Raw genomic sequence first — 23,957 nt, forward strand, 5'->3', positions numbered from 1 at the left:
TACCCGGCGACGCGTGCTGATGTGTATCGGGCTGACCGATGGCTCCTACCGGAGCCTAGCGGCATGGGCGAGCAACACCGGTGGTTACCTCAAGGTCCTCCTCGAACCATTCGCCGACTCTCCGTCTTGCATCGAGCCCGGACACCCGAACATTGCCGGACTTCAAGCTGCACAAAAGTATTCATCCGCTCAAGCCACCCAGCAGGTCGTCATAGCAAGTAGCCGCGGCGCGGTGGATTGACGCAAGCCACTGCGGTATGGGCCACTGCGGTATGGGTTGCTGCGGCGTGGATTGTTGCAACGCAGGTTGCTCGTAGCGTGGGCTTGCCGCAGTTCATTAGGTTGAAAGGTGCGCTGCTGTAGCGCGAATCAGACGGCTGTGCTCGGTTTCGCACACTGTCGGCGGTTTCGGTGGTGCAGGATATGGACCGAGAACGGCGCGCGGGCCACATCGTGCGCCATCTGGTGCGCACAGGAGACCAAAGAAAACCAAATAGGCAAGACGATGAATGCGCTAATCGAAGACTCGAGCCGGGGCCCGGCGATACTGCCGGTCGCGCTGCGTGCAGCGACTCGTGAGGAGTACGGATATTTCTTTCACCTGTACCGGAATGCCCTGAGCGGCTACTTCAGGCAGACGCTGGGTTGGGAGGATGATTTTCGCCGGACGGCGTTTCGAGTGAGCTACCCGATTGCACGATGCCAAGCCATCGTGGTTGACGGCGTGTCGCGGGCGGCAGGGGTGTTGTCCACACAGGTGTGCGAAGACGGCGGGGTGGAGGTCGCGCTGCTGTTAGTAGATCCGGCATGCCAGCGCCGGGGGATTGGCACGACTCTACTGCACCGTGTATGTGACGCCGCCCATCGTGAAGGCCGCGCGGTCAAGCTGCAGACTTTCAAGCTCAACGAGCGCGCCGCGCGATTCTATCTGCGTCAAGGGTTCCAAATTGTCACCGAAGACGAGTATTATTTACACTTCCGGCGTGTACCATGCGGCGCCGACCCAACGGTTGCGGCCCCGCTGTCGGCGTGCGTTGACGCGCGGCTCACAACATCGTGCGCTGGCTCATGGGCGATACCGGTCGGCATCGCGGGGGCGGGGTGCGCCGGATCTAGAGACCAGCTTGCGCGCAAGCCGTAGGCAGCACGCGTTGCGCCTGGCCGGGCGGTGCGGCGACGTCCGCGGCGCGTCACCCTTGTTCCGACTCGTCGATCGCCTTGCATTCGCGCCGCACCTCGTTGCCTCGCCGCGCTCGTAACCGCTGCCGGGACAATACCGTGATGACTTGCTGCGTCGTCGCACCGGCCGGGATTTCATTGCGGATCGTATTGGGCACCATCGGTAGCCCAGCGCGCTGCCGGCGCAGGGCCTTGGCAATGGCCCGTCGGCACTGTTGGCCATGGCAATCCCATTCGTCGCGAAATTTTCCGCAGTAACGGCATTCATCCATATCAATAGTCTACCGCCAAACCGGCCGATGGAGATCGCGGCCCTCGTGCCGCCTCGTTTCGCTTCGGCACATGCCGCACAAATTGCAATAAGCTGCCTGTCATTACCGGGATGCCTGTAATTGACCCAGGCGCCTACGCTGCCGTTGCGCCACGGCACGCAGTCCTCAGCACATTGGCAGCCAAGCCGCCCGGCGGTACAGAACTTGCAATGGCGCCGTAACGCGCCAAACCGAACTGGCTCCCATGACTTCGTCCACATTTGCAAGCGCGGCCCGCAGCAGCGGGTTGCGCGCCCGGATCGCCACCGACCTATGGCACGCCATTTGGCGTCACAGGGGGCGGGTGCTGGGCGCCGTATCATTGCTGCTGCTAGCCAAGGCGGCTGCGGTGGCGGTCCCGCTGCTGCTCAAGGATATCGTCGATGCGCTGGGCAATGTCACGAGCCGGCCGGCCGCGATACCTATCTTGTTGCTGTTCGGCTATGCCGTGGTGCGCTTCGCGTCGAATGCGTTGAGCGAGGTGCGCGACATGACGTTTGTGCAAGTCACGCAGCGCACTGTGGCCGACTATACCGCGCGCACGTTTGGTCACCTGCATCACCTGGGCGCGCGCTTTCACTCGCAGCGTGAGACCGGCTCGGTGGTACGCGACCTGGAGAAGGGTACTGCCGGCATCGGTTACCTGCTGGGGGTTGCGGTCTTTACGATCGTGCCGACGTTCATCGAAATCGCGTCGGTGCTCGCCATCGTGATCAGCAAGTATGGCGGCGGCTTCACGCTGATCATTTTCGCGACATTCGCCGTCTACGCGAGTTATACGGTGGTGTTCACGCAGCGCCGCATGCGGGTGCAGCGCCGCATGAACGCGTTGGAAGCCCAGGCCAATAGCCGTATCGTCGACAGCCTGCTGAACTACGACACGGTCAAGTACTTTGCGCGCGAGGATTTCGAGCGCAAGCGGCTCGACCAGGTGATGCAGCAATGGCAAGAGGCGGGTATCGAGAACCAATATGCGCTGTCCACGCTGCATATCGGGCAGAGCGCGTGTATCGGCGCGGGCATCGCGGCGGTGATGTTGCTGGCTGGCCAGCACGTGGTAAGCGGCGCGATGACGGTCGGCGATCTGGTGCTAATCAACGCTTACATCATCCAAGTCAGCCTGCCGCTGAACACGCTGGGCTTTGTGTTCCGCGAGGCCAATGACGCGTTGACCAACGTGGAGCGGTTGTTTGCGCTACTGGATGCGCGCGACAAGGCAGGCGAGGACGGTGATGCGGCGGCGGCGCAGCCGCTCGTAGTGCGCGGTGGCGAAATCCGCTTCGAGCATGTCGACTTCAGCTACGAGCCCAGTCGCAGGATCTTGTGGGATGTCTCGTTCCGGATTGAGCCGGGCCAGACGGTGGCCGTCGTGGGAGGCAGTGGCTCGGGCAAGTCGACGTTGGCCCGGTTGTTATTTCGCCTGTATCAGCCCGATGCGGGATCGATCACGATCGACGGGCAGGACCTGCGGCTAGTCACGCAGCGCAGTCTGCGGGCGGCCTTGGGCATCGTGCCGCAGGACACGATTCTATTCAACGATACGATCGCATACAACATCGGCTACGGTCGCGAAGACGCGACAAAGGCCGACATTATTGCCGCCGCGCGAGGCGCGCAATTGGACGAATTCATCGAGCGCCTGCCAGACGCCTACGACACGCGGGTCGGCGAGCGAGGCGTGCGCTTGTCCGGCGGCGAGCGCCAACGCGTGGCCATTGCACGCGCGCTGCTCAAACAACCGCCGATCGTGGTGTTCGACGAAGCGACGTCGGCGCTCGATACCCGTTCGGAGCGGGCGATTCAGCAGGAACTGATGCGCGTGGCCGAGCACCGCACGAGCCTGATCATCGCGCACCGGCTCTCGACCGTGGTCGATGCCGATCGCATTCTGGTCATGGAACACGGGCGACTGGTCGAGCAGGGGACCCACACCAGCCTGCTGGAGAAGGGCGGGGTCTATGCGCAGATGTGGGCGCTGCAGGCGCAGCAGCGCGAGTTGGAGCGCACCGAACAGCGGTTTGCGCTTTTGCCGATCAACGTCGGCGCGTTGGTCGACAACGTGCTGGACGCGTTGCAGGAGGTCGCGGTACGCCATCAGGCGAGCCTGTTCAAGCGCATCACCGACGACAACCTGATCGTCACTGGCGACGCGGCGACGCTGCGGCGCTTTATCTGGCAGTTGTGCCGCACCGGCATTGAAGCGGGCGGGGCAGGCAGCCGCATCGAGGTGAGCGTGGCCCGCCACGACAACGATGCACGCGTGTCGATCTGCACGCCGGATCTCGAGACACCGGAGTTGTCATGGTTGGATCTGGAGTCACTCCAGGCCGTGCTCGAGGAGCAGCGTGGGTATATCTTGCGCAGCCGCGACGATGCCGGATCCACGATCCACATCACGTTGCCGCTGCGGGCCATCGCGGAGTTGCCCACCGCTGACGGCCTCGCGCCGCAACCATTGCAAGCGCTCGACACCGCGCGACTGGACGGCGTACGCGTGGCCTGTGTGGATGATCACGAGGAGGCGCGCGACGCGCTGTCCGCGCTGCTCACCCGTGCCGGGGCCCAGGTCGTGGCGTTCGGATCCGGCCAGGCGCTGCTGGACTACCTCGGACACACGCGGCGCGACAGCTGGCCGGCCGTGATGGTCTGCGACATCGACCTGGGCGAGGAAAACGGATATTCGATGATGGCCCGCGTCAGGCGGCTCGAGGCGGCGCGCCCGGACGGCGCCGTGCATCGGATTGAGGCGATCGCGCTGTCCGGCTACTCAAGCGAGTATGAACGGGCGCGTGCCGTCGAGGCCGGTTTTCGCGGCTATCTGACCAAGCCGGTCAAGGCGGTCGATTTGATTGCCGCACTTAGGGCATTAACCACTCATTTAGGAGAGACTGATGAGCTTGACCACTCCCAGCACGCCAGAGAACCTATCCGCCCCGCGCCGCACCGGTAGTCTGTATGCCGACCGTAGTGCGGCCAGCGCCGCGATCGAGATGCTGCTGCCAACGCTGTCGGCGGCGCTGCACAACACAGTCGTCGGCCAAAGCGGGTGTTTGCATATCGTCGTGATGGATCCGGCGCTCGGTCCTGGCGACGCGAGCTTCGAGGACGCGATCCTGTACGAGCATTCGATGCCTGATCCGGCGCAGTGGGACGCCGACTACCGCGCATATGCGCGAGCCAAGGCGCGGCTGTCGTGGGAGCACGGCATGGACAGCCAGCTTGTCCAGTCCAGCCAGCCGCACCGCTTACGCCGCGGTGACACGAACCTGTGGGGCAGTGTGGCTCAACACGGCATCGTGGTGGGCGTCTCGGGGGCCCAACCGTGGTTTGACGAGGCGTTGGCTGGATGTGTCGCGCATTGCCTGCGCGCTATTGCGCGGCACCGCGCTGAAGCGGCGGCGGGCACGTTGGCGCTGTGACCCCCACCGCGGGCTCGCGCCACGCACCCCGTCGCACTGAACCCGGGCGTTTTTGCCAGGCCCGTTATAAAAATGGGTATCGGATCGGGGCAGCAGCCTGGCCGCAATGGCGGCTGCAAGAACTTGTTCGTCTGCGAGCACATCGGGTCGGAGCGGGCACGCCATTCGCTCAACAGGAGCCAGAACGTTTGTCTCGACAAACGTCTGACTTACTGAAGGAGCGAACGTGGCACAGACTGCAGACCTATCGAACCCGATTCTCACTGGCAAGACAGCGTTAATCACCGGAGGCGCCCGTGGCCTCGGTGCGGCGATATGCGACGAGTTAGCACGCGCCGGCATGAACATCGTCGTGGCCGATCTTCATGAGGAGCAGGCGCGTGAAACCGCGGCTGAGTTGGGCCGGCACGGCGTCAAAGTCGTATGGCAGCGGATTGACGTCAGCGACGAGGCCTCGGTGCAACAGGCCATGCACGCGATACACGAGTCGGTGGGCGAGCTCGATGTAGTCGTGAACAACGCGGCGATTGATGTGACGGCCGCGATCGAGGAAGTGGAGGTCGCCGCGTGGCAGCGCGTGCTGATGACGAACCTGTTCGGCCCCTATCTAATATGCCGGGCGGTCGTGCCGATGATGAAGGCCCGAGGCGACGGCCATATCGTCAACATCGCATCGACTGCTTCAAAACGCGCATGGCCGAACGCCTCCGCGTACCACGCGACGAAGTGGGGGCTGCTGGGCTTCTCGCATGCGCTGCATGCGGAGCTGCGTCCAGCCGGGGTCCGTGTGTCGTCCATTGTGGCTGGCGGCATGCGCACACCGTTCTTACTGGACCGATTCCCCGATATCGACGTCGACACGCTGCAGCCACCCCAAAACGTGGCCGCGGCGGTACGGTTCGTGTTGACGCAGCCGCCCGGCACGGTGATCCCTGAAGTCATGGTGCTGCCAATGAAGGAAACGTCATGGCCGTAACAGGAGCCGGCCGCGGCGCGGTGCTGTTGGACAAGGACGGTACATTGCTAAAAAACGTGCCCTACAACGTCGACCCGGCGCGCATGGTGCTGGCGCCGGGCGCCGCACAAGCACTACGCCGGCTTGGTGCACTGGGCATGCCACTCGCGGTGGTGTCGAACCAGCCCGGTGTGGCGCTTGGCTGTTTTCCCGAGGCGGCGCTGTGCGCCGTGCGTGAGCGGCTTTGCGCGCTGTTTCGCGAGCACGGTGCAGTGCTCGCCGGGTTCTTTTATTGCCCGCACCATCCGAAGGGGGCGGTGGCGCACTACGCGATCGAATGCGATTGCCGTAAGCCGCGATCGGCGTTGCTGACGCAGGCCCTCGCGTTTCTGGACGCCACGCCGCAGTACAGTTGGATGGTCGGGGACATCCTCGATGATATCGAAGCGGGTCGTGGCGCAGGTTGTCGCACGATCCTGGTCGATTGCGGCAACGAAACTGAATGGCGGCGCAGCCCGCAGCGTGAGCCGGACTTCGTGGTCGAGCGGCTCGACGCCGCGGCCCACATCATCGCCGCGCAGCGCAACGGCACGCCCGCCGAGAGGATCGGACAGGAGGCGGCAATATGAGCACAGGCTGGAGCAACGCGCGACGCATCCTGTGTGTGCGGCTCGACAACATGGGTGACGTGCTGATGACCACGCCTGCGCTGCGCGCGCTCAAGGGTGATGACGGCCGTCGCCATCTGACGCTGCTCACCTCCAGCGTCGGCGCCGCGCTGGATGGGCACCTGCCGATGGTTGACCAGGTGTGGGGATACGATGCACCGTGGGTTAAACACCCGAATGCGTCGCCGGACGCCGCGCCGGATTTAGCGATGATCGAGCGACTGGCAGCCGGCCGGTTTGATGCCGCAGTCATCTTCACGGTCTACAGCCAAAGCCCGTTGCCGGCCGCGATGATGTGCTGGCTGGCGGGGATTCCGCTGCGTCTGGCGCACTGCCGCGAGAATCCGTACCGCTTGTTAACTGACCGCGTTGCGGAAACCGAGCCGCACCAGCGCGTTCGCCACGAAGTGGTCCGGCAACTCGAACTGGTCCGCTCAATCGGTGCGACGACAACCAATTGGCAAATGGAATTTGCCTACAGCGAACAAGACCGACGGTCATTGCAGCGTCGGCTGCAGGCCGTCCGACGCCGGCAAGGCGCGCCGTTCGCGCAACCCGGCCATGGACGCTGGCTGGTGGTTCACCCTGGGGCCAGCGCGCCGTCGCGGCGGTGGCCTGCGGAGCGCTTCGGCGAAGTGGCTGCGCAACTCGCACCACAGTTCGACGCGGTTGCGGTGACCGGCAGCGCGGCGGAATCCGCGTTAGTCGACGCGGTATGCGCACGTGCCGGCAAGCGTGCGGTGCCGCTGGCCGGCCGGTTGTCGCTGGGCGAGATGGGCGCGTTGGTCGGCGCAGCGGATGTGTTGATCACCAACAACAGCGGGCCGGCGCATCTTGCCGCGGCCGTTGGCACACCAGTTGTCGATCTCTATGCGTTGACCAACCCGCAACATACGCCATGGCGCGTGCCGCACCGCGTATTGTCCACTGACGTTCCGTGCAAATACTGCTACCGCAGCGAGTGCAGCGAACCGGGACACCCATGCCTGACTGGCGTGGGGGTCGACGAGGTCGTCGCAGCTGCGCGCAGTTTGCTGGCCGGACACGATGCTGCCCAGGCTGAGCGCTGGGCCACATGTCGTTGGCAGCTGGGCAGCCCGTCCCCTGCCAACGTAATTCCAATCGCAACCGCGATAGCGAGAGCCTGACCATGCCAGACACCCGTACTCCACTTTATACCCTGGGGATCAATGCCGCATTCCACGACAGCGCCGCGTGCCTGGTGCGCGACGGCGTGGTGGTCGCCGCCGCCGAGGAGGAGCGTTTCACGCACATTAAGCATGGCAAGCGGCCGGTGCCGTTCTCAACGTGGGAATTGCCGTATCACGCGATCGACTACTGCCTGTCGGAAGCGGGTATCGTACTGCGCGACGTGCACCACGTCGCGTATTCCTATGACCCTTGGCTGCAAATCGATCGTGGGCAACAAGAGCCGGTGTTCACGTTGCCTTTGTCTCCGTCCGCTCATCGCAAGGCAAGCGGACACGTATCGCCTTGGGATCCGCTGTTCTTGTCTTACATCGTCAACGCGCCGAGGCAGCTGGCCGACGGAGTGCCACACCATTTGAGCAAGCGCTGGCGCGGCGTCACGCCAGACGGTCCCTTTGAATGGCATTTCGTTGAGCACCATTTGTCGCACGAGGCGAGTGCGTTCCTGGCTGCGCCGTTCCAGCGCTGCGCGGTGCTGACAATGGATGGCCGGGGCGAAAAAGCCACCACCAGCTACGGCGTGTTCGACGGACACCAGTATCGACGCATCAAACAGGTCAATCTGCCCAATTCATTGGGATTGCTTTACGAGCGAGTGACACGCTATCTCGGCTTCCTGCACTCGTCGGACGAGTACAAGGTGATGGCGCTCGCGTCGTTCGGCAAACCGGCCTACATGGACGCGATGCGCCGCCTCGTGCGCTATGTAGACAATGGCGACTACGAAGTCGAGAGTATTGACCTCGTCTCGCTGTTTGGGCCAGCGCGCGAGCGTGGCGGCCCGCTCGAGCAGCGGCACTATGACATTGCCCATTCGTTGCAGGCGATGCTGGAAGAAGTCGTGCTGCGTATGGTGGAGTGGCTCGCACACACCACAGGGGAGAAGCAGCTTGCGATGGCAGGCGGCGTGGCGCTCAATTGCGTCATGAACGCCAAGGTCCGGGACAGCGGGTACTTCGACGACGTATGGGTCCAGCCCGCCGCGGGCGATGCCGGCACGGCGTTAGGCGCCGCGCTGTGGACGGACTTCCAGCAGCGTGGCGTGCGCGACGGCAAAGCGATGGACCACGCGTACCTCGGTCCGGCGTACGACGAGGCGACCATCCAGGCCTTGCTGGATGAGGCGCAACTGCCCTACCGACGGTTGGACGACGTGGCGGCCGAGACCGCCGCGTTGCTAGCCAAGAATCGGATCATCGGGTGGTTCCAAGGACGCATGGAGTTTGGTCCGCGTGCGCTGGGCGCCCGCTCAATTCTGGCTTCGCCGATCGACCCCGGCATGCAGCAGCGCCTGAACCGCATCAAGGATCGAGAGGATTTCCGTCCGGTGGCGCCCGCCGTACTAGAGGAAAAAGCGCACGAATGGTTTACCGCACGCAAGCCAGGTCGGCTGCATGCCCCATTCATGCTGTTCGTGTGCGACGTGGCGCCCGGCCGGGAAGAGGCCATTCCGGCGGTACGCCACGTCGATGGCACGGCGCGGGTACAAACAGTGAACGCGGATCAAAACCCGCTCTACCACAGGCTGCTGACGGCGTTTAACCGGTTGACCGGTGTGCCGGTGCTGGTGAACACGTCGTTCAACACGCGCGGCAAGCCGGTCGTGTGCTCGCCACGTGACGCGCTAGAGTGCTTCTGGACCTCGCCGCTCGATGCGCTGGTGATCGGCCCGTTTCTGTTGGAGAAACGCCGATGACCGACGCCCCGGACACGGCATCGCGGATCAGGGTGTCGGTGGTCGTGCCAACCTATCGACGTCCTGATCTGCTGTCACGGTGCTTGGACGCGCTGTGTGCACAGGTGTTCGATCCGAGCACCTTCGAAATACTTGTGGTCGATGACGACCGCGCGCGTCACAGCGCGAAAGACGTGGTTCACGCGTTCGCGCAACGCAGTGACGGCAGGCCACGCGTGCGCTATATTCCAGCCTGGCGCACCCGCGGCCCGGCGGGTGCGCGTAACGCGGGCTGGTGCAGCGCACAAGGCGCGATTATCGCGTTTACCGACGACGATACGATTGCGGACCCGATGTGGCTACGGCAAGGGTGTGATGCGTTGATGCGCGATCCGATGGCCTGCGCGGTTGCGGGACGCATCGAAGTGCCGCTTGGCGATGCGCCGACCGATTACGAGCGCGATGCCAGCGGCTTGGCGCATGCCGAATTCGCGACAGCAAACTGCTTCGTGCGCCGCGACGCGCTCGTGCAAGTGGGCGGATTCGACGAGCGCTTCACTCGCGCTTGGCGTGAGGACGCTGACCTGATGTTCATGCTGCGCGAGCAGGTCGGGCCCATTATCGACGCACCGCAGGCTCGGGTCCTGCATCCGATACGCCCAGCCCATTGGGGCGTAAGCATTGGCCAGCAGTCCAAAGTGTTCTTCGATGCGTTGCTCTATAAGAAGCATCGACGCGTGTACCGCCAGCATATCCGTCGGGTGCCACCCTGGCATTACTACATCGCCGTGGCGGCGTTGCTCTTGGCTGCGGTATTGCTTGGCACCGGGCAGCGTGTCGCGGGCAGCGTGGCGCTGGGTATCTGGGCGGCGGTGACCCTCTGGTTTTGCTGGCGGCGGTTGCGCGGCACCTCGCGCGCTGCCTCCCATATTGCCGAAATGATCGTCACGTCAATGGCAATCCCGCCGGTATCGCTGTATTGGCGGCTGCGCGGCGCGCTTCACTTCAAGGTGCTTTTTCTATGACACCCGATACAGTGGAACCAGCCGGCGAGGCAAGGCGCGAGCCTGCCGGGCACGCGAGCATCGCGGTATTTCGCGCGTTGCAGCTGGGTGACATGTTGTGTGCGGTGCCCGCGCTGCGTGCGCTGCGGCGTGGCGAGCCCCATGCCAGGATCACGCTAATCGGCTTGCCGTGGGCGGAGCAATTCGCGCAGCGCTTTGCCGAGTACATCGATGACTTCCTGCCGTTTCCGGGTGCGCCCGGATTAGCTGAGCAGCCGGCCGATGCGGCGCGCCTTGCGGCGTTCTTCGAGCAATGCCGCGCCCGGCGTTTCGATCTGGCGATCCAGTTGCATGGTAGCGGCACGCATACCAACCGTATCGTCGCCCAGCTGGGCGCAGCCCAAACGGCCGGATTTATGCCGGCGCCCGGCGACGGGGCAGCGGGCGGCACGGCGCACCCGCTTGACAAGACGATCCCATGGCCCGAGTCGGTCCCTGAGATCATCCGCTATACGCGGCTGACGCAGGCACTAGGCTATGGCGATTGGGGCGAGCACTTGGCATTTCCGCTCACTCGGCTCGACCATGCAGCATGCCGCGCACTTTGCGAGCAGCACGAATTGCCGTCACAACAGTTCGCGGTCTTTCATCCCGGCGCACGGATGCCATCCCGGCGCTGGCCAGCACAGCGGTTTGCGTCGGTGGCCAACTGGCTGTCGCAACGCGGCATACGCATCGTCGTGACCGGTACGGCATCCGAGGCAACGCTCGCCGACGAACTGGCCCACCGGCTCGATGTGCCGTGTGTCAATTTGTGTGGGCGTACGTCACTCGGCGTAATGGCCGCCTTGATCGGGCGAAGCAAGGTGCTCGTATGCAATGACACCGGGGTGTCACATATTGCGGCGGCATTGCGCACGCCCAGTGTGGTGATCGCCTGCGGCAGCGATGTCGCCCGATGGGCGCCGCTGGATCGGGAACGCCATCATGTATTGGCTAACTATCCACCATGCAGGCCGTGCATGTTCGACGTCTGTCCGTACCAGCACGCATGCGCGACAGCGATCGACGTACGGGATGTTACGCATCAACTCGAGCAAATGTTCGAATCGGAGGCTTACAATGCCGCATAAACGTTTGCGGGTGCTTACTTGGCACGTTCACGGAAATTACCTCTATTATTTGTCGCAGACGCCGCACGACTTCTATGTCGTGACTAAGCCCGGCTCGCCGCCCGGCTATGGCGGCTGCGCAGGAAATCTGCCGTGGGGCCCCAATATGCACGAGGTGCCGTACGATCAGGTACACGCGGCTTCGTTCGACTGCGTGCTGTACCAGCACCATAAGCACTATGTCGAAGACCGGCAACACGCACTCAGCGAAGCACAGCGGCAATTGCCAGCACTTTTTGTCGAACACGACCCACCGCGCGAGCATCCGACCGATACATTGCATCCGGTTCAGGATCCAAATGTCCTGTTGGTGCACGTCACGCCGTTCAATGCGCTGATGTGGGACAACGGCGTGACCCCCACGCGCGTAATCGAGCACGGCGTGCTGCTGCCGGACGGCGTCGCATACCGCGGCACGCTGGCCAAGGGGGTGACGGTCGTCAATCATCTGCGCAAGCGCGGCCGGCGCCTGGGCGCAGATGTATTTGAGGCGGTACGCGAGGCAGTGCCATTGGATCTAGTCGGGATGGGGTCCACCGAACTGGGCGGCATCGGCGAAATCCCGAACTTAGCATTGCCTGGTTTCGTTGCGGATTATCGCTTCTTCTTCAACCCGATCCGCTATACGAGCCTGGGCTTGGCAGTGGTCGAGGCGATGATGCTTGGCTCGCCGATCATTGCGCTGGCAACCACTGAGATGGCGCAGGTCGTGCGCAGTGGCCACAACGGCGTAGCCGATACGCGGCCCGCCGTATTGGTCGACACCATGCACCACTTGCTCAAAGACCCGGTGCTGGCCCGCCAGTGGGGTGACGCCGCACGGCGCGATGCACAGGAGCGGTTCAACATTGCGCGCTTTACCGCTGACTGGGACCGCGCGCTGCGCGACGTCGCCACGTAAGGCCACCGCGTGAGGCGGGCAAGCGGCCGCTATTCGCGGGCTGCGGCCGCCTCAACGCAGCGGCGCATCTGATCAACGTGCGGCGGGATTACGCGGCGCTCGCTAAATACCCATCTCAGCCCGCGCAGCGTCTGCCACCAGCCCGTCACGCCGCCGCCTTCCCGCCATACGCGCGGTGCCAATTGCAGCGTGCGCTGCAACGCGGCGCCGGCCGGAAGACGCAGCCAGGCGGCCCATACGGCGTTGCGCGCCAGCAGGCTGCGTCGCCGGCCCGCATCGCGCACCGGTGACGGATAGTGGCACACGGTCAATTGTGGAACGTACACGAGTGACCATCCGGCACTAGCCAAATCGAGTGCCAACACCGCTTCTTCACCGCCGATGAATAAGCGTGGATGGTAGCCGCCGGCCGCCAGAAACGCGTCGGTGCGAAAAGCGGTAGCTCCCGCAAGCAGGCCCAGGATCGGTGGACCGGGAAGGGCGCAAGGCGGCACGATCGGGCTGGTGCGCATCAGCTCGCACACCGGATCCTCACAACGCTGCGGACCCACCAGCACGCGCGCGGTCAAGGAAACGACTTGTGGATAAGCGTCCAGCAGATCGGCGGCCAGCGATAGCGAGCCGGGCTCCCACCATGTGTCATCGTCGCAAAAGGCAATGTAGCGGGTACGCGCGGCGGCCGCGCCGAGATTACGGCCAGCAGCGCCGAGATTGCCCGGCGCCTGGATCAGCGTGACATGCGCGAAGCGCTGCGCGACCCATTGCGCAGTGCCGTCACGCGAATCATTGTCCACTACGATAATCGGCACGCGCTCGGGTAGCGCAGTCAGGTGGGTCAACGTCCGGGCCAACTCGTCGCGGCGCCGGTACGTGAGCACGATTACCGTGATGCGGTTCTCGGGGTGCGGGCTGTCCATCGACGCGCTCACGATGCCGCAGGAACACGCTGCAACCGCCAGTAGCACTCCGCGCGCTCGAGGTCGAGCAGTGTATCGGGCCTGAACAACGCGACCTGGCTCCGGTACGCTCGCACGGCCTGGGCTTTCGCGCGCGCGCTGCCGTCGGATGCGTCCTCGTCCACCAGCGCCGCCGGTTGCGCTGTCCAACCTTGCGCCTTCCAGTGCGCCAGCCGTTGCTCCATCAGGCCCTCCTTGCGCCGATACAGTGCCTCCTCATAAAAGAACCAGCGTCGGGTAGTGGGCTGCTCGCCAAGCAGCGCCAGCATCGCGCGCTGTACCCGGAGATGGTCACGGTGAAACAAGCCGGCCGGCGCCAGCACCCCCCTCTGCGCATGCGCATCCAGCAGCGAGCGAAGCGCGTCGAGCAACGCCTCGTCGGGTACGGCGCACTCGTACTGATCATCCAGGAAATCTAGCCAATGAGGTTCGGCGCGAAGAATCGACAGCGCGTGTCGGTCCTCCACGCGACGAGCCTGCATGGCTTCTTGCGCAGAATCGAAGCCCGCGTCGCGGTCCCACGGCGGCGCCGGCATGGCGCGGGGCGGTATGCCGGCGAAGACGGTCGCGACAATCGAGCCGGGTGCCTGGGCAAGCAGCCGGCCGCATCCAAACACCGCATCGTCCAGATGCGGCGAAATAACCAGCCAGCGCTCAGTCATGCTCGTGCCTGCTGCGCCGGTTCGCCGGCCTGCGCGGAATGTGCATGCGCGTCGGATATCGCGCAGCCTGCCTCGGCAGGCGTGCCGCCGTGCGGCCGATAAACACGCAACGCGGCACGTTGGACGAAATAGCGGACAGTACGTGTGAGTCCATCCGCCAGCGTCGTGGTCGGCGACCAGCCGAGGCGCCGCGCGGCGAGCGTCAGGTCCGGGCAACGTTGCCGCGGATCATCCGCCGGGAGCGGTGCATATCGGACAGGCACGCGGGCCCCGGTCACACGGATGACCTCGCGGGCGATCTCGCCGATCGTCACTTCAGCGGCGTTGCCCAGATTGACCGGCTCCGCAAACGGGCTCGGTGCCTCCATCAGGCGGATTAAGCCGTCGACCAAATCGTCCACGTAGCAAAACGAGCGGGTTTGAGTCCCATCGCCGTAGACGGTCAGCGCTTCGCCGGCCAACGCCTGGGTGATGAAATTCGACACCACGCGCCCGTCGGCCGGATGCATGCGGGGGCCGTACGTGTTGAAGATCCGCGCGATGCGGATATCGACGCGATGCTGCCGATAGTAATCGGCGAACAGGGTCTCGGCGCACCGCTTGCCTTCGTCATAGCACGAACGCACCCCGATCGGATTGACATTGCCCCAATACTGCTCACGCTGTGGATGCATCGACGGGTCGCCATAGACCTCGCTGGTCGACGCTTGCAGGATACGCGCCTTCACGCGCTTGGCCAGCCCGAGCAGGTTGATCGCGCCGTGCACGCTGGTCTTGGTGGTTTGGACCGGGTCCTGCTGATAGTGGACCGGGGAGGCGGGACACGCGAGGTTATAGATTTCGTCAACCTCGACGTACAACGGGAACGTCACATCGTGACGCATCATCTCAAAATTCGGCGCATCGAGCAGATGGGCGATGTTGTCCTTGGTGCCAGTATAAAAGTTATCCACGCATAGCACATCGTGGCCGGCCGTTACCAAGCGCTCGCACAAATGTGAGCCAAGAAAGCCGGCGCCGCCGGTGACCAAAATCCGCTTGCGGCCATATTCTTTCATTACCCATTCTCCTTCTGGTTCGGAATGGCTGCCGCCGGCATGATGGGCGAGCGCCGGCCGCCGCCGAGCGAGGTACCCGCGCGCGTGGGCCGCTGTGCTGTGTCGCGCAACTCGTCATAGACTTGAGCCAATTGCGCGGCGACGCTATCCCACGTATAGTCGCGCCGCACACGCCGGCGGCCCGCCAGGCCCATCGCCACCGCATGTTGTGGGTCGCTGCGCAGCGCCGCCAGTCTGCGAGCCAGCGCCGCGGGCTCGCGCGGCGGCACCAAGTAGCCCGTTACGCCATCCACGACAGTACTGCGGATGCCACCGACATTGCTGCCGATCACTGGCGTGGCGCAGGCCATCGCTTCCACTGGGGTGATGCCGAAAGGTTCGTACCATGGCGTGGTCACGAATACATCGGCCGCACTGTAGAACAGTTGCAGCACATCCCGGTCACGCCGGCCGACGAACGTCACGTGCTCGGCAACGCCCGCCTGCTGGGCGACGTGCATCAGCCGCGCCAATTCGGGGCAGCGTTCAGGGTCGGGCGTATAGTCGTTGCCCCCGACCACATATAGCCGCGTGGGCTGAGCAGAGTGCGCTGGCAAGTGAGCAAGCGCTTCGATCACGTTGTCCACGCCCTTGCGCGGCACCAGCCGTCCCAACTGCAATATGGCGAACTCGTCCGAGCGCCAACCGAGTCGCGCTCGGGCCTCGAGCTTCGGTACCGGTTGAAATTCATCGCTGTCAAAACCGCACGGAATGACCCGGATGCGTCGCGGGTCACCCGGATACAACGTCGTCAGGTCGATCTGATCTTGCGGGCATTCAGCGATCACCCGATCCGAGCGCTGCACCAGCGTATCTTCTATCGCAAAGCGCTCGTTTGGAAACGCATCGGCCATGCCTTGGTGCTGCCGGCGTACTCGGCCCAGTGCATGAAAAGTGGTGACCAGCGGGACACCAAGCTGCTGCTTCACGTGCAGCGCCGCCTCGCCAGACATGAAAAAGTTCGCGTGCATTACGTCGTAGGGCTCGGGTTGCCGACTAAAATAGTCGACGAGGAAGTCAGCAAAGCACGCCATGTACGGCAGCAGCGCCTCTTTCGGCATGTCGTTGGGCGGCCCCGCGGGCACGTGGATGACTTGCATCCTGGGGCCTATGCGCATCACCTCCGGCAAGTGAGGGTTGTCACGGCGGGTAAAGACGTCAACGTGCCAGCCGCGCAATGCCAATTGTTTGGCCACGTTAGCCACGTAGATGTTCTGGCCGCCTGAGTCGACGCCGCCAATCACACCCAGCGGCGAGGCATGCTCGCTGATCAGAGCGATTTTTTTCATAGTGACTGTTCCCGATTGATGAAGGCAGCGGTGCCTTTATGCGGTGCACTACGCAAGCGATGTACCCGCATGCCGACCCGACCCTATCATCTGCATTGCAGTGCGCCGAGTCGGGGCAAGCCTCAGCGGAGTTCGAAAAAGTTACAACCGCGTGACACAATCGGGGTATCGCCGCAGCACGTTGCCGGCGGTGCAGCGGTGTGGGAATGTGCTGCGGGGAATGCAGTTTGCGGCGTGACGATCACGTGGCGCGTGCAGGCCTGCCGCGCCCTTTATGTCATCGGCTTTTAAAGGAGATCGTTATGACTTCCCGTCATCCTCACACCGGTCACGAATTGAGCCATGCGCGGGCGCATGAAGGCGACCGCGTCCAGCAAGACCATGATAAGGGTGGTCACCAGAGCGGGCATGGCAAGGCGCCAAGTCCGGTGGATATCCAAAAGGCGCTCAAGGGCATGGACTACCCGGCCAGCAAGGAAGACGTCATTCAATGCGCGCAACGCTCGCATGCCGACGACAGCGTGCTGGAGATGCTCAAGCGTATTCCGGAGCGGGAGTACGGCACCCCGGCTTCGGTATCCAAGGAAGTCGGAAAACTGATGTGATCCGAGCGTGCTGTGCGAGCATGACCGACGGCGCGGCGCGGAGTTGATACGGCGCCGGAGCCCGGTCCTGCTACCGCATGATATTGGGGGACACCTTTCCTATGGCCACCGTCATCAGCGCGGTGGCACTTCATCCGAACGCCTTAAGTACGATACCGCTGGCCAGCGCGCCCGCCCCGCGACGCGCGAGGCCAATAGCGTCGCCAGCGCTAGCATCGGAACTGCGCCGACGTCACCCCAGCATCAGCACCGGAGCTGCGAAGCGGCCTCGCTAGCGACTGGCCGCAGCGCGTTGGCGGCTTGCCCGTCGATGCAATAATGTGAATGATCGGTGCCGGGCAAGCGTGTCGCCACGCGCAGTGCCTCTTTTATTGAGACGTCAGTTCCTGGGCGGACGTATCGGCCTCGTTGCCCTGAGCGACCAGGGCATGGATGTTGCCCGGCACGACGCCGCCAATGCCGCTCGACGGGATCGTCAAGATAAGCCAATCGGCGTTGTTAGCCAAGTTGACCGGCGCGCTTCTCAAAATCGGCGTCTTCGTGCCGGCATGGGTGACGATAACCTGATACGTGCCGCCGGATAGGTACACTGAATCTTGACCGGATTCGGGTACCGCGTGCTGATAGGCGACGGAGGCTACCGTGGGCGTCACGTTGGAGATATCAGTACCGGGCGCCACGACATAGATGTCCACGTTCGGCGCGTTAAACGACGCATTGAATCCCCGTACGCGTGCCTTGTCCGAGAGCAAGCCCTTGTCATACGGATCGTCGATCACAGAGACTGCGGACGGCGAACCCTGGATTGCAATCGTCGTGTAATGGTGTCCTTTGGCTGCATTGAATGCCTGTGAGGCCAGCGTCAAAGACGTGCCGGTTGCATTGTAAGTGGCGCTCTGGGTGCCTGCGCCGACATCGCGATAACGCGTAACGCTTTTGTACTGTACGTCGGTCGCATTCGCTTGCCCGTTTAGGTAGTAATCTAGATTCGGGCCAATCGGAACGGCATTGATGAACCTTGCCTGCGCAGAGCTCAGCCCAAGCTCGGTGCCGAGGTCCTTCCCTCCCCCACCACACGCGCCCAACATCAGCGTGGCCAGGGTCAACGTCGCAACGGTACGGATTGATTTCATAACATCCTCTTAGTTATCAGTAGAACAAAACGAACGAATACTGAATTCCTTTGTGGCAACGGTATTTTGTTTTACGTCACATCTGTATAGGGCTTTGGCTTGGTATTTCAACAATAGTCTCATCGTATTGCGCAACGGACATACCGAGGGCGTTTCCGATAAGCAAGCGCTGTTCCCGAAAGATGCGAAACCACGCGGCTAGCCTGGCTGGTACGTAGCTTGCATACCCGGAACGCTACGGCAGGCGGCGGTAAAGCCGACAATACGGCGCACGTGCGTCGCAGGATCACACGAAGGGAGGCTCCATGGCGTCACGAATGATTTGGAAAGGCGCGATCAGTTTTGGCCTCGTGCATGTCCCGGTGCAGCTGTATCCGGCTACCCGGACGGTGAAGCCATCGTTCCGGATGCTGGACAAGCATTCGATGGATCCGATCGGCTATCGCCAGGTCAACAAGCGCACAGGAAAGGAAGTGCCGCGCGAGGATATCGTGCGCGGCTACGAGTACGACAAAGAGCGCTATGTGGTATTGACCGACGAGGAAATTCGCGCGGCCAATCCAGACTCGACGCAAACGGTCGATATCTTGACCTTTGTCGATTCGAAGGCCGTGTCGTTTCTGTACGTTGATACACCGTACTATCTCGTGCCGGATCGGAAGGGCGAAAAGGTCTACGCGTTGCTCCGCGACGCGTTGAAAGCGACTGGCAAAATCGGTATCGCGTTGGTCGTCATGCATGGCCGCCAACACCTTGGCGCACTGATTCCGGTGGGTCCGTTGCTCGCGCTAGACACGTTGCGCTGGAAGGATGAACTGCGGGCGCTGGCTGAACTCCCGCTGCCGGAGGTCGACGCGAAGAAGGCCGGCGTTACGGCTCGTGAGTTGGAGATGGCCAAGAAGCTCATTGATGACATGAGCGGTGAATGGAAGCCCGAGGACTACCACGATACGTTCCGGGACGACATCCTGGCGTTGGTCGAAAAGAAAATCCGAGCGGACAAGACGCGAAAAATCCCGAGTATCGAGACCTCGGCAAAAAGGCGGACCGCCGATGTGGTTGACTTGTCCGAGCTGTTACGGCGCAGCCTTGGGCAATGCAAGGATGGATCGAGCATCGACGAAGATATGGCCGGTGCCGATAAGCGGAAAAAAACGACGACCCGCAAGGAGCCCGTTACGAAAGCAGGCAAGGGCGGGGCAAAAACTGCGACAGCATCCAAAAAAACTTCTCCGGGCAAGCGCCGCGCCGCATGATAGTCGTAAAAGGCGTTTTGTCTTGTTGTGGACGAAGATCATAACGCAGTACTTCGTATCACAACGGATCATCTCGTATTTTGTGACACAATTGATGGGCGTTGGTCACTATAATTTTGGTCCGCCAACGCCACCCGCGTAAGCAACGCATTTAATCGCACAGCATTTATGAGATTACCGATCGTGCACGCTATATTTTTGGTTTTGTTGTTTAGCAGTTCTTCTGAAATATTCGCCAATCCAGAAAAACAGGGACATCAAGAAAAACAGATTATTATAACTGGAAAAATCAACCCCGGCGCATGTGAAATAGCTGAACTGGCCCCTTCGCGAATCAGCCTCGGGAACTTGGACTCACTTCATCTGGAAAGAAACATGATAACGCAGTTGGAACCGCACGATGTCAAAATTGGTATCCAATGCACCGCGCCTACGTCGATAGTGATCCGATCGAGCGATGATATCGGTGTGGCCAATCCGTTCGCGACAGGCAGTGTGCTGCTCGACAAGGCAACGGCAACGCTAAGTGAAAGGCTTGGAGCCCTAAGAGGTGCGCTCGCTTCCAATGGCAAACCGATTGGCGTATACGCCATTGAGTTGCATGATATGAGATACGCGGACGAACGGGGTGGAGGTGATGCGGAACCTTTAGGACGAAAAAAGGGGATGGAAGGGTGGGAAGCGTTTGATAACGGTACGGGCGACTCTCGACTACTGAACGGCCCATACGATGAGTTGACATGGTCCTCGGATGGGATTAGCCCTGTCAACGGTATGCGTTTTGATGCGACACTGAAAATCGTACCCTACATTATACCGACCGGTCGGTTGAATCTCACCGATACTATCGATTTTGAAGGAAAATCCACCATTACGCTAACGTATTAACTTGCATCAAGCAGTGTTGTCTAGACGGAATTTCAAATTGAACGTACTGAAGTATTGGCGCGCAGCAGTATGCGCGATCCAGGCGCTTGTATGTGCCTATCTCGGAATGGGGCCGCATTATGCCGCTGCAGTTGGTGTCGTGCCAGAAACCTCAGCTGTACTGATCGACGAAAACAGCGGCGAGGCGGCGATCAAAGTGCGCAACACCGATGCTCATCCGATTATCTTGCACACCGCCATCATCGATACAAAAGAGGACCCTGCCAGGCTAATCGTGGCCACGCCTTTGGCGGCCAGGCTTGAGCCGGGTGAGTCCCAGTTAGTCCGTTTCATGTTGATCAACAAAGAGCCACTAAAATATGAGCGGATGAAGCGGGTTGTATTCGAGGGGCTGCCACCCGAACTCTCTAGCCATAATGCGGTCGATTTGATCGTGCGGCAAGACCTTCCAGTCATTGTCAAGCCGGCAGCCTTGCCCGTAGACAAGGAACCGTGGAAACGATTGACGGCACAGGTCCGGGACGGCGTGGTCACTTTATCCAATCCGTCTGACTATGTCGTACGACTGGAACAGCGTGCCCAGATTCTGCCGCAAAAGACCATGGTTACGTTATCCCGTCGCTATATCCTGCCCGGCGAACAGGTTCTCGTCGGGAAGGCGCGGCAAGCCGGCGCCAAGACGATCCGTTTATTCCCGATGACGCGCTACGGCTATACAGCCAGCGCATATGATCTGCAAGTGACGGCTTCGCACTGAGCCTGGGCAGGGACCCATCGTGCAGCATCGCAATACCGCCACAGGGTGCGCTTGGCCGGGCGTGCGATGCGCCCCTGCTGTATTGCTGTGTGTCGGCATCACGAGCGCGAGCGCCGCTGCGTGGGCCGCCGATACGGTCAAATTTGACCTAGATCGGCTGCGCGCTCGCGGTCTGCCGGTGGAACTTGCGAACTACTATGAACGTGGCGCCCGCTTCGATCCCGGTTACAACCGCGTATCGCTTTGGGTAAACGGCGCGTCACGAGGGGAAATCCAGGCGTATTTTAAGCCGGATGGCAGCCTGTGCGTGACACGTGAACTGCTCGAGCGCGCCAGCTTGAACGTTCCGGAGGGATTGGCGAGCACGGCCGGCGCGAGTTCGAGCTACGGGGCGTCCCGTTCTTCACCGTGCATCGATTATCAAGCTGCGTTCGCGCAGACTTTGATAAAACTGATTCCGCATGCATCCCGCATCGAGTTGATCGTGCCGCCGCAGGCGATGCGTCGCAGAACGCGCGTACCGAAACAGTTCGATGACGGCGGTGTCGCAGGCCTGCTCAATTACGACGCTTACCTGTCTGAGTGGCGTCACCCGGCCGGGACAAGCCGCAACTTCAACGTGCGCTCAGAGGGCGGTTTCAATGCCTATGGTTGGATCGTGCGATCGCATCAGTCGCTACGCGAATCGCGGCGCCGCCGATACGTGTTCCACGACAGAGCGTATGCGCAACGGACGTTGCCGGATATGCAAAAGACGCTGCAAATAGGCCAGATCCTAGTGTCAAACGGGGTAATCGGCGGCATCCCGCTCGATGGCGCACAGCTCACACCGGACACTGCGTTGCTTCGCACGCGACTGCGTGCACCGCGTGTGGAAGGCATTGCTTCTTCGCAGGCCAGCGTCGTGATCCGGCAAGCCGGTCGCCAGATTTATTCAACGCTCGTTCCACCCGGTCCATTTACGATAGACGATGTGGAACTGTACAGCGATATGTCCGACTTGACCGTGACGGTCATTGAGGAGGACGGATCTCGGCGCGAGTTCGTCGTGCCCGTTACATCGCTCGGCGCGGGCGCCACGGTCGATGCACCAGGATTTTCGTTGGCGCTAGGCAATTTCAACGGCCGTACGACAACGTTTCCCGGGGCCGTGCTGACAGGCGCTGGCTGGCTTGGTCCGGCCACCAGCGCGGCAGCCGCTGCGATCGTGGCACACCATTACCAAGCCGCGGGCGCGGCGCTGACTGTCTTGCCACGGCGTGGCCCGATGCTGGCGACGCGACTGCTTGCCTCACGGCATTCACCGGCATCCGCTTCCGGCATACGCGCCAGCATACGCATGAGTAGCCACCTGAGCCGCGACTTTTCCGCCAGTGTATCCGCGGGCGCTCGGAGTGCGGGTTTTCGCCATCTCTTTGATTCGAGAGCGAACAGCAGGCGATGCAGTGCGATGGACTATTCGGTCCAGTTGAACTATGCGGCACCCTATGGATCGGTCGGCCTTGGATACGGACAGTCATTTGCTGCTGGCAGCACGACGGGGCGCTACGTGAACGGCGCGGTCTCAATGCAGGTGGCCGGCGTGTCGGTCGGGCTTGTAGTCCGATGCGATTCATCCCGTTTTAGCAAGGCACGCACTTCGACATACCTGAGCGTCAGTGTTCCACTGGGCCGCACTGGCGCTCGCGCACACGCGTCGCTGGCAGACTCGGTGCTCCGGAGCGGCATGCGGATGAACCATTCGCTGGGCAGCAGAACGCACTATAGCGGGTCGTTTCAACGCGACCATGCGCGCGGCGACACATCGGTCGACGTAGACGTGAGCCATAGCAACCGTTTTGCACGTATGTCGGCCGGGGTGTTGCGTTCGTCACGGGCATTATCCTACTCAGCGGCATTGAGCGGCTCATTGGCGGTGCACCGTGACGGATTCGGATTCTCGCCTTACCGGATCGGAGATACGTTCGGCGTTGTATCGACATCTGGCGTGCCCGGCGTGACGATTCTCACGCGTGCGGGTGTCGTGGAGACAGATCGCACTGGCCACGCGATATTGCCGTCGCTGCCCGCGTACGCGGCTTCGCCCGTCGAGATTGCAACGCGCAGCCTGCCGCGTAACGCCGACGTGGAAAATGGCTACAGGGCCGTGCAGCCCGCACGAGGTTCAGTGCAAAAGGTGCGATTCAACGTGACGACGGTACGCCGTGCGCTGCTGGAGGTATCCACAGAGGGCGGCTCAACGATCCAGCGCGGCACCCCCGTGCTGGATAACGCAGGCAATATGGTTGCTACCGTGCTGGACGATCAGCAAGTGTTCCTGCCGCTTGCGACGCCAGATGAGTCCTTGACTGTCCGACTCGCGGATGGCGGATACTGCCAACTCACCTACGCGTTGCCCGACGAGCCGGATCTCAAGCGCACGTTCGAACGTGTACCGGCGCGTTGTATCCCGGTTCCGACGGACCGGTAACGGTCTGTCTTCAGTTTTTTATTTGTCTATATATTTCTGTAATAGTAGTTAACAATGACTGCGTCACGCTGTGGATAACTGCAAAAACACTTTAATGGATCAATACGATACTGTTCCGATAACACTATGCGGGATCAGGGGATAGCGCGGGCGAAAGTGGGATAACGTGTCTGCGACCCTGCGTTGCCAATGCGTTGTCCAGATTTCACGCAACGGCTGTGCATCCAGCTATCCAGACATTGTCCAACGCCATGAGTGGATAACTTGTTTAGCACGGGTGCCGGTCGGTTGCGCTGGAGGTTGATTGCACAGCGGCCCGAACAGCTAAGCAGACAAGGTTGACAACGCGCG

21 protein-coding genes are annotated in these 23,957 nt (G+C 62.1%); 15 read left to right on the forward strand and 6 right to left on the reverse strand.

What is annotated here, in order from left to right; genetic code table 11:
• Positions 1 to 505: 505 nt before the first annotated feature.
• Positions 506 to 1,141: a GNAT family N-acetyltransferase gene (locus KPG66_RS00905; RefSeq protein ID WP_237069746.1), complete on the forward strand. Its 636-nt coding sequence runs from the start codon at positions 506 to 508 to the stop codon at positions 1,139 to 1,141.
• Positions 1,142 to 1,190: 49 nt separating this feature from the next.
• Here KPG66_RS00905 and KPG66_RS00910 read toward each other — a convergent pair whose 3' ends face one another.
• Positions 1,191 to 1,451, reverse strand: a complete 261-nt coding sequence (locus KPG66_RS00910; RefSeq protein ID WP_237069747.1) for a hypothetical protein — start codon at positions 1,449 to 1,451, stop codon at positions 1,191 to 1,193.
• A 244-nt stretch (positions 1,452 to 1,695) separates the two neighbouring features.
• Here KPG66_RS00910 and KPG66_RS00915 point away from each other — a divergent pair, with 244 nt between their 5' ends.
• The 9 genes from KPG66_RS00915 to KPG66_RS00955 all read left to right on the forward strand — a co-directional run bounded on the left by KPG66_RS00915 (position 1,696) and on the right by KPG66_RS00955 (position 12,493).
• A complete protein-coding gene (locus KPG66_RS00915) occupies positions 1,696 to 4,440 on the forward strand; it encodes an ABC transporter transmembrane domain-containing protein (protein ID WP_237069748.1) in 2,745 nt (914 codons plus the stop codon).
• On the forward strand, positions 4,382 to 4,909 hold the full coding sequence (locus KPG66_RS00920; protein ID WP_013434024.1) for a hypothetical protein: 528 nt from the start codon (positions 4,382 to 4,384) through the stop codon (positions 4,907 to 4,909). Before KPG66_RS00915 ends, KPG66_RS00920 begins: the two co-directional genes overlap by 59 nt.
• Before the next feature lie 226 nt (positions 4,910 to 5,135).
• The gene (locus KPG66_RS00925) at positions 5,136 to 5,885 is read left to right on the forward strand and encodes an SDR family oxidoreductase (RefSeq protein WP_237069749.1); all 750 of its coding nucleotides are present in this window, start codon (positions 5,136 to 5,138) and stop codon (positions 5,883 to 5,885) included.
• Positions 5,876 to 6,493, forward strand: coding sequence for a D-glycero-alpha-D-manno-heptose-1,7-bisphosphate 7-phosphatase (locus tag KPG66_RS00930; RefSeq protein ID WP_237069750.1), 618 nt, complete (start codon positions 5,876 to 5,878; stop codon positions 6,491 to 6,493). The genes KPG66_RS00925 and KPG66_RS00930 overlap by 10 nt, the downstream gene beginning before the upstream one ends.
• Positions 6,490 to 7,680: a glycosyltransferase family 9 protein gene (locus KPG66_RS00935; protein ID WP_237069751.1), complete on the forward strand. Its 1,191-nt coding sequence runs from the start codon at positions 6,490 to 6,492 to the stop codon at positions 7,678 to 7,680. Before KPG66_RS00930 ends, KPG66_RS00935 begins: the two co-directional genes overlap by 4 nt.
• A gap of 2 nt (positions 7,681 to 7,682) precedes the next feature.
• A complete protein-coding gene (locus KPG66_RS00940) occupies positions 7,683 to 9,437 on the forward strand; it encodes a carbamoyltransferase family protein (protein WP_041752968.1) in 1,755 nt (584 codons plus the stop codon).
• Positions 9,434 to 10,441, forward strand: coding sequence for a glycosyltransferase family 2 protein (locus tag KPG66_RS00945; RefSeq protein WP_049786328.1), 1,008 nt, complete (start codon positions 9,434 to 9,436; stop codon positions 10,439 to 10,441). The genes KPG66_RS00940 and KPG66_RS00945 overlap by 4 nt, the downstream gene beginning before the upstream one ends.
• Complete coding sequence (locus KPG66_RS00950; RefSeq protein ID WP_041752969.1) at positions 10,438 to 11,553, forward strand: glycosyltransferase family 9 protein; 1,116 nt, start codon at positions 10,438 to 10,440, stop codon at positions 11,551 to 11,553. The genes KPG66_RS00945 and KPG66_RS00950 overlap by 4 nt, the downstream gene beginning before the upstream one ends.
• Complete coding sequence (locus KPG66_RS00955; protein WP_041752970.1) at positions 11,543 to 12,493, forward strand: glycosyltransferase; 951 nt, start codon at positions 11,543 to 11,545, stop codon at positions 12,491 to 12,493. The genes KPG66_RS00950 and KPG66_RS00955 overlap by 11 nt, the downstream gene beginning before the upstream one ends.
• Before the next feature lie 29 nt (positions 12,494 to 12,522).
• On the opposite strand, the gene KPG66_RS00960 is transcribed toward KPG66_RS00955, so the two are convergent.
• From KPG66_RS00960 to KPG66_RS00975, 4 genes are read right to left on the reverse strand one after another with little or no spacing between them, the layout of a single operon-like run.
• Positions 12,523 to 13,410, reverse strand: coding sequence for a glycosyltransferase family 2 protein (locus KPG66_RS00960; protein ID WP_041752972.1), 888 nt, complete (start codon positions 13,408 to 13,410; stop codon positions 12,523 to 12,525).
• Positions 13,411 to 13,418: 8 nt separating this feature from the next.
• Positions 13,419 to 14,111, reverse strand: coding sequence for a PIG-L deacetylase family protein (locus KPG66_RS00965; protein ID WP_013434033.1), 693 nt, complete (start codon positions 14,109 to 14,111; stop codon positions 13,419 to 13,421).
• On the reverse strand, positions 14,108 to 15,169 hold the full coding sequence (locus KPG66_RS00970) for a UDP-glucuronic acid decarboxylase family protein (RefSeq protein ID WP_013434034.1): 1,062 nt from the start codon (positions 15,167 to 15,169) through the stop codon (positions 14,108 to 14,110). Before KPG66_RS00970 ends, KPG66_RS00965 begins: the two co-directional genes overlap by 4 nt.
• Positions 15,169 to 16,497 carry a glycosyltransferase family 4 protein gene (locus tag KPG66_RS00975; protein WP_237069752.1) on the reverse strand — a complete coding sequence of 443 codons (1,329 nt, stop codon included), beginning with the start codon at positions 16,495 to 16,497 and terminating at the stop codon, positions 15,169 to 15,171. The genes KPG66_RS00970 and KPG66_RS00975 overlap by 1 nt, the downstream gene beginning before the upstream one ends.
• A gap of 302 nt (positions 16,498 to 16,799) precedes the next feature.
• Here KPG66_RS00975 and KPG66_RS00980 point away from each other — a divergent pair, with 302 nt between their 5' ends.
• Positions 16,800 to 17,102: a DUF2795 domain-containing protein gene (locus KPG66_RS00980; protein ID WP_041752974.1), complete on the forward strand. Its 303-nt coding sequence runs from the start codon at positions 16,800 to 16,802 to the stop codon at positions 17,100 to 17,102.
• Between the two features lie 368 nt (positions 17,103 to 17,470).
• On the opposite strand, the gene KPG66_RS00985 is transcribed toward KPG66_RS00980, so the two are convergent.
• Positions 17,471 to 18,235: a DUF4397 domain-containing protein gene (locus tag KPG66_RS00985; RefSeq protein WP_013434038.1), complete on the reverse strand. Its 765-nt coding sequence runs from the start codon at positions 18,233 to 18,235 to the stop codon at positions 17,471 to 17,473.
• 305 nt (positions 18,236 to 18,540) lie between these two features.
• Here KPG66_RS00985 and ku point away from each other — a divergent pair, with 305 nt between their 5' ends.
• The 4 genes from ku to KPG66_RS01005 all read left to right on the forward strand — a co-directional run bounded on the left by ku (position 18,541) and on the right by KPG66_RS01005 (position 23,606).
• Positions 18,541 to 19,491 (forward strand): non-homologous end joining protein Ku, encoded by a 951-nt coding sequence (ku, locus tag KPG66_RS00990; RefSeq protein WP_237069753.1) that lies wholly within the window; start codon positions 18,541 to 18,543, stop codon positions 19,489 to 19,491.
• A gap of 168 nt (positions 19,492 to 19,659) precedes the next feature.
• The gene (locus KPG66_RS00995; RefSeq protein WP_237069754.1) at positions 19,660 to 20,379 is read left to right on the forward strand and encodes a DUF1120 domain-containing protein; all 720 of its coding nucleotides are present in this window, start codon (positions 19,660 to 19,662) and stop codon (positions 20,377 to 20,379) included.
• A 37-nt stretch (positions 20,380 to 20,416) separates the two neighbouring features.
• Positions 20,417 to 21,136 (forward strand): fimbria/pilus chaperone family protein, encoded by a 720-nt coding sequence (locus KPG66_RS01000; protein WP_041752975.1) that lies wholly within the window; start codon positions 20,417 to 20,419, stop codon positions 21,134 to 21,136.
• A 19-nt stretch (positions 21,137 to 21,155) separates the two neighbouring features.
• Entirely contained in the window at positions 21,156 to 23,606 is a 2,451-nt protein-coding gene (locus KPG66_RS01005; RefSeq protein WP_237069755.1) for a fimbria/pilus outer membrane usher protein, read from the forward strand.
• Positions 23,607 to 23,957 lie beyond the last annotated feature (351 nt).

Origin of the sequence: Mycetohabitans sp. B2, from assembly GCF_021733735.1 — a bacterium.
Lineage (GTDB): Bacteria > Pseudomonadota > Gammaproteobacteria > Burkholderiales > Burkholderiaceae > Mycetohabitans > Mycetohabitans rhizoxinica.